At 61.6% G+C, this 8,933-nt stretch carries 14 protein-coding genes; all 14 read right to left on the bottom strand.

Going from position 1 to position 8,933, the window contains the following annotated elements:
* Window positions 1-135 precede the first annotated feature (135 nt).
* Window positions 136-648, bottom strand: coding sequence for a 50S ribosomal protein L17 (rplQ, locus tag ACIPVK_RS04855; protein WP_217389438.1), 513 nt, complete (start codon window positions 646-648; stop codon window positions 136-138).
* A 94-nt stretch (window positions 649-742) separates the two neighbouring features.
* Window positions 743-1,750 carry a DNA-directed RNA polymerase subunit alpha gene (locus ACIPVK_RS04850; RefSeq protein WP_217389437.1) on the bottom strand — a complete coding sequence of 336 codons (1,008 nt, stop codon included), beginning with the start codon at window positions 1,748-1,750 and terminating at the stop codon, window positions 743-745.
* 173 nt (window positions 1,751-1,923) lie between these two features.
* Window positions 1,924-2,325: a 30S ribosomal protein S11 gene (gene rpsK / locus ACIPVK_RS04845; protein WP_217389436.1), complete on the bottom strand. Its 402-nt coding sequence runs from the start codon at window positions 2,323-2,325 to the stop codon at window positions 1,924-1,926.
* 43 nt (window positions 2,326-2,368) lie between these two features.
* Window positions 2,369-2,743 carry a 30S ribosomal protein S13 gene (rpsM, locus tag ACIPVK_RS04840; RefSeq protein ID WP_071212955.1) on the bottom strand — a complete coding sequence of 125 codons (375 nt, stop codon included), beginning with the start codon at window positions 2,741-2,743 and terminating at the stop codon, window positions 2,369-2,371.
* Window positions 2,744-2,893: 150 nt separating this feature from the next.
* Window positions 2,894-3,007, bottom strand: a complete 114-nt coding sequence (gene rpmJ, locus ACIPVK_RS04835) for a 50S ribosomal protein L36 (protein WP_013349661.1) — start codon at window positions 3,005-3,007, stop codon at window positions 2,894-2,896.
* An 84-nt stretch (window positions 3,008-3,091) separates the two neighbouring features.
* Window positions 3,092-3,313, bottom strand: coding sequence for a translation initiation factor IF-1 (gene infA, locus ACIPVK_RS04830; protein WP_068731548.1), 222 nt, complete (start codon window positions 3,311-3,313; stop codon window positions 3,092-3,094).
* A 230-nt stretch (window positions 3,314-3,543) separates the two neighbouring features.
* Window positions 3,544-4,374, bottom strand: a complete 831-nt coding sequence (gene map, locus ACIPVK_RS04825; protein WP_407610821.1) for a type I methionyl aminopeptidase — start codon at window positions 4,372-4,374, stop codon at window positions 3,544-3,546.
* A 107-nt stretch (window positions 4,375-4,481) separates the two neighbouring features.
* A complete protein-coding gene (locus tag ACIPVK_RS04820; protein WP_407610820.1) occupies window positions 4,482-5,054 on the bottom strand; it encodes an adenylate kinase in 573 nt (190 codons plus the stop codon).
* Window positions 5,051-6,385: a preprotein translocase subunit SecY gene (gene secY, locus ACIPVK_RS04815; RefSeq protein ID WP_407610819.1), complete on the bottom strand. Its 1,335-nt coding sequence runs from the start codon at window positions 6,383-6,385 to the stop codon at window positions 5,051-5,053. Before secY ends, ACIPVK_RS04820 begins: the two co-directional genes overlap by 4 nt.
* A 256-nt stretch (window positions 6,386-6,641) precedes the next feature.
* Window positions 6,642-7,097 (bottom strand): 50S ribosomal protein L15, encoded by a 456-nt coding sequence (rplO, locus tag ACIPVK_RS04810; RefSeq protein ID WP_407610818.1) that lies wholly within the window; start codon window positions 7,095-7,097, stop codon window positions 6,642-6,644.
* A 2-nt stretch (window positions 7,098-7,099) separates the two neighbouring features.
* Window positions 7,100-7,306 carry a 50S ribosomal protein L30 gene (rpmD, locus tag ACIPVK_RS04805; protein ID WP_407610817.1) on the bottom strand — a complete coding sequence of 69 codons (207 nt, stop codon included), beginning with the start codon at window positions 7,304-7,306 and terminating at the stop codon, window positions 7,100-7,102.
* Between the two features lie 3 nt (window positions 7,307-7,309).
* The gene (gene rpsE / locus ACIPVK_RS04800; RefSeq protein WP_407610830.1) at window positions 7,310-7,990 is read right to left on the bottom strand and encodes a 30S ribosomal protein S5; all 681 of its coding nucleotides are present in this window, start codon (window positions 7,988-7,990) and stop codon (window positions 7,310-7,312) included.
* Between the two features lie 29 nt (window positions 7,991-8,019).
* Window positions 8,020-8,391 (bottom strand): 50S ribosomal protein L18, encoded by a 372-nt coding sequence (gene rplR, locus ACIPVK_RS04795; protein ID WP_217389430.1) that lies wholly within the window; start codon window positions 8,389-8,391, stop codon window positions 8,020-8,022.
* 2 nt (window positions 8,392-8,393) lie between these two features.
* The gene (gene rplF, locus ACIPVK_RS04790; RefSeq protein ID WP_407610816.1) at window positions 8,394-8,930 is read right to left on the bottom strand and encodes a 50S ribosomal protein L6; all 537 of its coding nucleotides are present in this window, start codon (window positions 8,928-8,930) and stop codon (window positions 8,394-8,396) included.
* Window positions 8,931-8,933 lie beyond the last annotated feature (3 nt).

Raw genomic sequence — 8,933 nt, 5'->3', positions numbered from 1 at the left:
CGGCCCCCCCCCCGCCGGGGGGGGCCGCCGGGTTGGGGGGGGCCACCCGGGGGGGGGGGTTGGGTAATTAAACGGGGGGCCCGGGGCAAAATGCCCCCGGGCCAAACGATTCAGCTATTGCCGAGGAAACAAGGACTAGGCCTTGTTCTCCTCAGCTGCTTCGGTCTCTACAACCTCTGCAGCTTCGGTTGCTTCGGTCTCGACGACCTCTTCAACCGGAGCAGCCACTGCGGCAGCCTTTTCGGCTTCCTTCACAACGGCCTGCTTCGGGGAAACCGGCTCCATGACCAATTCGATGACAGCCATCGGAGCGTTGTCGCCCTTGCGGTTGCCGATCTTGGTGATGCGGGTGTAGCCACCCGGGCGCTCGGCCATGAGCGGTGCGATGTTCTCGAACAGCTCGTGAACGATCGACTTGTTGGTGCGGCTGCGCGAGGCAATGACTGCCTGTACGCGGCGACGCGAGGCCAGGTCTCCGCGCTTGGCGAAGGTGATCAGGCGCTCTGCGTGCGGACGAAGGCGCTTGGCCTTGGTCAGCGTGGTGGTGATGGACTTGTTCTCGAACAGCTGCGCGGACAGGTTCGCGAGCATCAAACGCTCGTGAGCTGCGCTGCCGCCGAGACGCGGACCCTTGGGAGGGGTAGGCATAGTGTTCTCCTATTATGGTGGCCTTTGCGCCCGGAGCCCCGGAAGGTTCCCGGGCGCAAAGGTTTAAGTTCTATAGCTGGTGGGCCAAGAAGTCTTAGACTTCTTCGTCACCGTAGACGTCATCGTCGCCAATGGCGGCGGCACGTGCTGCAAGATCGAAGCCCGGAGGGGAATCCTTCAGGGCCAGACCCAGATCGATCAGCTTCGCCTTGACCTCGTCGATGGACTTCGCACCGAAGTTGCGGATGTCCATCAGGTCGGCCTCGGAGCGTGCAACGAGTTCACCCACGGAGTGGATGCCCTCACGCTTGAGGCAGTTGTACGAACGAACGGTCAATTCGAGGTCTTCGATCGGCAACGCCATGTCGGCTGCGAGGGCGGCGTCCGTCGGGGACGGGCCGATCTCGATGCCTTCAGCGGCGGTGTTCAGCTCGCGAGCCAGTCCGAACAGTTCAACCAGGGTGGTGCCGGCAGATGCAACTGCATCGCGCGGGGCCATCGAATCCTTGGTCTCGACATCGACGATGAGCTTGTCAAAGTCGGTGCGCTGCTCGACACGGGTGGCTTCCACGCGGAAGGTCACCTTGAGTACCGGCGAGTAAATCGAATCCACAGGGATGCGACCGATCTCGGCGTCCACGTTCTTGTTCTGCGCTGCAGAAACATAGCCGCGGCCACGTTCGATGGTCAGTTCCATGTCGAACTTGCCCTTCGCGTTCAACGTCGCGATGTGCAGGTCCGGGTTGTGGAATTCCACGCCGGCCGGCGGGGTGATGTCGGCCGCGGTGACGACGCCAGGGCCCTGCTTGCGCAGGTAGGCGACGACCGGCTCGTCATGTTCGGAGGACACAGAAAGATTCTTGATGTTCAGAATCAGTTCGGTGACGTCTTCCTTAACACCGGCTACGGTGGTGAACTCGTGCAGTACGCCGTCGATCCGCACACTGGTGACAGCTGCACCAGGAATGGAGGAAAGAAGGGTACGGCGAAGCGAGTTGCCCAGGGTGTAGCCGAAGCCAGGCTCCAACGGTTCAATTACGAAACGGGAGCGGTTCTCCGCTACGACTTCTTCGGTCAGGGTAGGGCGCTGTGCAATGAGCACTTACATTTCCTTTCAGCGAGCGTCCGCTATATGACGCAACACAGGGGGTGGAAACGACGTATGCCTCGTCGGCGTTCGTCTGGTTCGGTCTGGCTAGCCGTGGCGATCATGCCGCCGCGCCCAACTCCCTTGCGGAAGAAAGACGCGGCGGCATCAAAGCCAGACAGTCATTATTAGACGCGGCGACGCTTTGGCGGGCGGCAGCCGTTGTGTGCGCTTGGGGAAACGTCCTGGATGGACCCGACCTCAAGGCCAGCAGCCTGCAGCGAGCGGATCGCGGTTTCGCGTCCCGAGCCCGGGCCCTTGACGAAAACGTCAACCTTGCGAAGGCCGTGCTCCTGTGCGCGCTTTGCAGCGGCCTCGGCGGCCATCTGTGCAGCGTACGGAGTCGACTTACGCGAGCCCTTGAAGCCAACCTCGCCGGCCGAGGCCCACGAGATTACAGCACCGTTGGGATCCGTGATGGAAACAATGGTGTTGTTAAAGGTGCTCTTGATGTGCGCCTGTCCGAGCGCGATATTCTTTTTGTCCTTGCGACGCGGCTTGCGGACCGCTCCACGAGTCTTGGGGGGCATGCTTACTCCTACGAGAAAATTGGCTTAGTGACGACCGCTAGATTTAGCGGGTCTTCTTCTTACCGGCGACGGTGCGCTTCGGGCCCTTGCGGGTACGAGCGTTGGTCTTGGTGCGCTGACCGCGGACCGGCAGGCCCTTGCGGTGGCGGATGCCTTCGTAGGAGCCGATCTCAACCTTGCGGCGAATGTCAGCTGCCACTTCACGGCGGAGGTCACCCTCAACCTTGAAGCTGCCTTCAATGAAGTCACGCAGCTGAACCAGCTCAGCGTCGGTCAGATCCTTCACGCGAGTGTCCGGGTTGATCCCGGTCTCGGCGATGGTCTGTTCTGCACGGGTCTTGCCCACGCCGTAAATGTAGGTGAGCGCAATGATCACGCGCTTTTCGCGCGGGATGTCTACGCCAGCTAGACGAGCCATATGCTGTCTACCTTTCGATGTGCGGAGGTCTAAAGCAGCACATTCCCGGGGGTTCCCGGTCCACGGCCTCCGTACCGTGGGTATGCATCGCGCGGTGGATGCTGTGCTGCCAATTACTTTTACTACGCGCAGGATTTCCCGTGAGGGAAATTAGCCCTGACGCTGCTTGTGGCGTGGGTTTTCGCAGATCACCATGACCACGCCATTACGACGGATCACCTTGCACTTATCGCAGATCGGCTTCACGCTAGGGTTAACCTTCAAGGCTTTGTCCTTTTGCGGTTGCGGTTTCAAGTGGAGCGTAAATACCTTTGTCGCCCGTCCCAAGGGAAGGAAGAACAAAAATCTTTACTTGTAGCGGTAAACGATACGTCCGCGGTTGAGGTCATACGGACTGAGTTCCACCACTACGCGATCCTCAGGGAGGATTCGAATGTAGTGCTGACGCATCTTTCCCGAGATAGTTGCAAGTACAACGTGCCCGTTGGGCAGCTCAACACGGAACATCGCGTTGGGCAGTGCCTCTGACACGGTGCCTTCTACCTCGATGACACCCTCTTTCTTGGCCATATCCTCCGCTAACTTTTGTTGCCGGCGGCATTTGCCACCGACAGGTTTATGGTCTCGGCCGTCAAGAACAGAGGCACCCTAAGCGTGAGCTTTTGGGCACCAAGGAACAGACAACCAACAGTCAAGCCTACGCGGTGGAGGGCTTAAAAGGAAATCGTTTAGCGAAGCCGATTTGTTAGATCGGCCACACTTCCGCTTCACTTTCCTGTGCCCGGGCGGTGTTCCGAATGCTAGGAAGCGATCGGCGACGGGGTCACGCCGAAGGGGGCGAGGCCTGCCGCTCCCCCGTCGTGGGCCGTGAGCACCCAGATGCCGCCCATGTGCACGGCAACCGAGTGCTCCCATTGCGAGGCGCGCGCGCCGTCGACGGTGACAACGGTCCAGTCGTCCTCCAGCACCTTGGTCTCGAGGCCCCCGCGCACCAGCATGGGTTCGATGGCCAGGCACATGCCGGGCTTCACCCGGGCGCCGCGGTGCCCGGTGCGGTAGTTGAGCACGTCCGGGGCCTGGTGCATTTCCGAACCGATGCCGTGGCCCACGTAGTCTTCCAGGATGCCCAGCGGCTTGCCCGGCACCGAAGAGACGAAGTCGTCAATGGCGTCGCCGATCTGGCCCACGAAGCGGGCCCCGGCCAGGGCCGCGATCCCCCGCCACATGGCTTCCTGCGTGATGTCGGACAGGCGCTGGTCCTCGGGGTCGGCGTTGCCCAGGATGACGGTGCGCGCCGAGTCGGCGTGCCAGCCGTCGACGATGGCCCCGCCGTCGATCTTCAGCACGTCCCCGTCCTTGAGCACGTACTCGCTGGGGAAGCCGTGGACGACCTCGTCGTTGACCGAGGCGCAGATGGTGGCGGGGAAGCCGTGGTATCCCTTGAAGTTGGACTTTGCGCCATGGCGTTCGAGCACCGAGGCAAAGACCTCGTCGACGTGCGCGGTGGTCACGCCGATCTGTGCGGCCGCCACTGCCTCGTCCAACGCCTCGGCCAGCACCAGCCCGGCCTCACGCATCTTGAGGATCTGCCCGTTGGTCTTGTACTCGATTTTTGGTTGGCTGAAAGCCATGGTGTGGTTCCCCCTTCAAGGAATTTCTGTGCGTCGTTAGCGCAAAAACCGCGGGGATGCAGGCACCTGGTGTGCCGATCCCCGCGGTTTGTGCGTGTGCAAGCTACTTAGACGTTCTGTCCCAGCGCGTCCATGACGCGGTTGGTGACTTCGTCGATCTCGCCGATGCCGTCGACCAGGCGCACGATGCCGCGCTCATGGTAGCGGTTGACCACGACGGCGGTTTCCTCGTGGTACAGGCCCAGGCGGTGGCGGATTACTTCTTCGTTGTCATCGGCACGGCCTTCGATCTCCGCGCGCTTGAGCAGGCGGGCGACGAGTTCGTCGTCGTCCGCGGTCAGCTGCAGCACGGCGTCGAGTTCCACCCCGGCGTCGGCCAGGATCGAATCCAGCTCGTCGACCTGGGCGCTGGTGCGCGGGTAGCCGTCCAGCAGGAAGCCGTCCTTGACGTCGTCGGCGGCCAGGCGGTCGCGGACCATCGAGTTGGTGACCGAGTCGGGAACGAAGTTGCCGGCGTCGATGTACTTCTTGGCCTCGACGCCCAGCGGGGTGCCGCCCTTGACGTTGGCGCGGAAGATGTCACCGGTGGAGATGGCCACAACGTTGAGGCGCTCGGAAATGCGGTCCGCCTGGGTGCCCTTGCCTGCACCGGGGGGTCCAATGATCAACAGTCTTGTCATCGCAGAAGTCCTTCGTAGTGTCGCTGCTGCATTTGTGCGTTGATTTGCTTGACGGTTTCAAGACCCACACCAACCATGATGAGGATCGAGGTGCCGCCAAATGGGAAGTTCTGATCGGCGTTGATCAGCACGAAGGCGATCAACGGGATCAGGGCCACGAATGCCAGGTAAACGGCACCGGGGAAGGTGATGCGGCTGAGCACGTACTCGAGGTACTCGGCCGTGGGGCGTCCGGCGCGGATGCCCGGGATGAATCCGCCGTACTGTTTCATGTTGTCGGCAACCTCGGTCGGGTTGAACGTGATGGCGACGTAGAAGTAGGTGAATCCGATGGTCAGCAATGTGTAGGCGACCATGTAGAGCGGCGACGAGCCGGAGAAGTTCGTCTGCACCCACAGGGCCCAGTCCGGCAACGTGCCGTCGGCGCGCGTGTTGAACGTGACCAGCATGGTCGGCAGCGCCAGCATGGAGGACGCGAAGATCACCGGGATCACCCCGGCCATGTTGACCTTGATCGGGATGTAGGTGGAGGTGCCGCCCACGGTCCGGCGTCCGATCATCCGCTTGGCGTACTGGACCGGGATGCGGCGCTGGGACTGTTCAACGAACACGACCAGGGCAATCACGGCGAGGCCGATGAGGATGACGCCGATGAAGACGCCCCAGCCCTGCGAGGTGGCGATGGCGCTCATGGCCGAGGGGAAGCCCGAGGCGATGGAGACGAAGATCAGCAACGACATGCCGTTGCCGACGCCGCGCTCGGTGGCCAATTCGCCCATCCACATGATCAGGCCGGTACCGGCGGTCAGGGTGAAGATCATCAGCACGATGACCCAGAGGCTGTCGTCCGGGACGATGGGGAGCGTACATGCGGGGAAGAGCGTCCCGCTGCGTGCCAGCGAGACCAGCGTTGTGGCCTGCAGCAGGCCCAGCGCAATGGTCAGGTAACGCGTGTACTGGGTCAGGATCGCCTGTCCGGACTGGCCTTCCTTGTGCAGCTCCTCGAAGCGAGGGATCACCACACGCAGCAGCTGGATGATGATCGAGGCCGTGATGTACGGCATGATGCCCATGGCGAAGATCGAGACCTGCAGCAGCGCACCGCCACTGAACAGGTTCACGAACTGGTACAGCCCACCGGTGGTGTTGCCCATGGCGAGGCACTGCTGGACATTCGAGTAGTCCACACCGGGCGCAGGGATATAGACACCCACGCGGTAGATCGCGATGATGGCGAGCGTGAACAACAACTTGCGTCGCAGATCAGGCGTCCGGAATACCCGGGCAATGGCGGCGAACAAGCGTCCTCCTGAGTGATGGTGGCCCGGCATACCCGGGGGTTGACCTATCGATTCTAGCGGGTGGCGAGCGTTACTCGCCAAATGCGCCGCGGCAAAGACTGTAATCAATCCCCGGCTGATCGATATATTCAGCGGGGAGGCACCCTGGGGTCGCGCTTTGGAAGTCCATACGTGCCGATTCGCCCAGGGTAGTGAAGAGGTATGAAAAAAGGGGCGGCCCCGGGAATCCGCATTGCGGATTCCCGGTTCCACCCCTTTTCACTGTGTGATCAAGAGACCACGTAGCTTAGAGCTCTACTGCTGAGCCGCCGGCTGCGACGATCTTTTCCGCTGCGGAGGACGAGAAGGCGTTGACCTTTACGTCGACCTTGACGGTCAGTTCGCCCGAGCCAAGGACCTTGACGGGCTCGTTCTTGCGAACGGCGCCCTTCGCGATCAGTGCCTCAACGGTGACTTCGCCACCTTCGGGGAACAGTTCCGAGATCTTGTCCAGGTTGACAACCTGGTACTCGACGCGGAACGGGTTCTTGAAGCCGCGAAGCTTCGGAAGGCGCATGTGCAGCGGCAACTGGCCACCGGCGAAGCCGGCCTTGACCTGGTAGCGCGCCTTGGTGCCCTTCATACCGCGACCAGCGGTCTTACCCTTGGAACCTTCACCACGACCCACACGGGTCTTGGCCTTCTTGGAACCTTCGGCCGGACGCAGGTGGTGTACCTTCAATGCGTTTTCTTTTTCAGCCATGATTACTTCGCCTCCTCAACCTTTACGAGGTGCGGAACCGTGTTGATCATGCCAACGGTCACTGCATCGGCGGAACGGAACACGGTGTGTCCGATGCGCTTCAAGCCAAGCGAGCGAAGGGTATCGCGCTGGTTCTGCTTTACACCAATGATGGACCTGATCTGGGTGATTGCCAGATTTGCGTCGCTAGGAGCAATGTTCTTTGCCACTACTTACGCACCTGCCTTCTGGTTCTGGATGTTGCGCAGCATCTGAGCCGAAACAACTTCGTCCAACGGCAGGCCACGGCGGGCGGCAACGGCTGCAGGCTCTTCAAGGGCCTTCAGTGCTGCAACGGTGCCGTGGACAATGTTGATCTGGTTGCTCGAGCCCATGGACTTCGACAGAACATCGTGGATGCCAGCGCATTCCAGTACGGCGCGGACCGGACCACCGGCGATAACGCCGGTACCCGGGGCGGCCGGACGGAGGAGAACGACGCCTGCAGCGGCTTCACCCTGCACCAGGTGCGGGATGGTGGTGCCGACGCGGGGAACGCGGAAGAAGGACTTCTTGGCTTCTTCAACGCCCTTGGCGATTGCTGCCGGAACTTCCTTGGCCTTGCCGTAGCCGACGCCAACGAGACCGTTGCCGTCACCCACGACGACAAGTGCGGTGAAGCTGAAGCGACGACCACCCTTGACGACCTTGGATACGCGGTTGATAGCTACAACGCGCTCAAGGAACTTGTCCTTGTCTTCGTTGCGGCTGTCCTTCGAATCGCGGCCACGGCCACGACCCTCGCCACGGCCACGGCCTTCGCCGCCACGTCCACGACCTTCGCCGCGAGCGGCGCCGGCCTTTTCCGTGGCGGGAGCAGTAGCAGTCGAGGCTGCCTCAGTAGCTTCAGACACCTGAGTTTCCTTCTTGTTAGTTGCTTCGCTCACAGTGCCAGCCCACCTTCGCGTGCACCGTCAGCAACAGCAGCCACGCGACCGTGGTACTTGTTGCCGCCGCGGTCGAAGACCACGGATTCGATGCCTGCAGCCTTGGCACGCTCGGCGACGAGCTCACCAATGCGCTTGGCCTTGGCGGTCTTGTCGCCGTCGAATGCGCGCAAGTCGGCTTCCATCGTCGACGCGTAAGCAACGGTGATGCCCTTGCTGTCGTCTACGATCTGGACGAAGATGTGGCGTGCCGAGCGGTTGACGACCAGGCGCGGACGCACCTCGGTGCCGGTGATGCGCTTACGAACACGCAAGTGGCGGCGGCCGCGTGCGGCTGCCTTGCTCTTACCCTTGATTCCCAGAGCCATGGTTACTTACCAGCCTTTCCGACCTTGCGGCGGATGATTTCGCCAGCGTACCGAACGCCCTTGCCCTTGTACGGGTCAGGCTTGCGGAGCTTGCGGATGTTGGCGGAAACTTCGCCAACCTGCTGCTTGTTGATACCCGAGACGGTGATCTTGGTGTTGCCGTCGAGCGCGAAGGCAATGCCCTCGGGAGCTTCGACAACAACCGGGTGCGAGAAGCCCAGGGCGAACTCGAGGTTCGAGCCCTTTGCCACAACGCGGTAACCGGTACCGTGGATTTCGAGCTTCTTTTCGTAGCCAGCGGTGACACCGATGATCATGTTCTCGATCAGGGTGCGGGTCAGGCCGTGCAGCGAACGCGAATCGCGCTCGTCGTTCGGGCGCGACACGGTCACAGTGTTCTCTTCGAGAACAACTGCGATCGGGCTTGCTACGGTGTGGGTCAGTTCGCCCTTGGCGCCCTTGACGGAGACAACGTCGCCATCAATCTTGAGCTCGACGCCGGCAGGAACAGTGATCGGAAGACGTCCAATACGTGACATGGT

Source organism: Paeniglutamicibacter sp. MACA_103 (assembly GCF_045798555.1).
Classification (GTDB): Bacteria; Actinomycetota; Actinomycetes; order Actinomycetales; family Micrococcaceae; genus Paeniglutamicibacter.
Note: the sequence above shows the minus strand (reverse complement) of the source record. Positions and strands in the feature narration are given on the sequence as shown.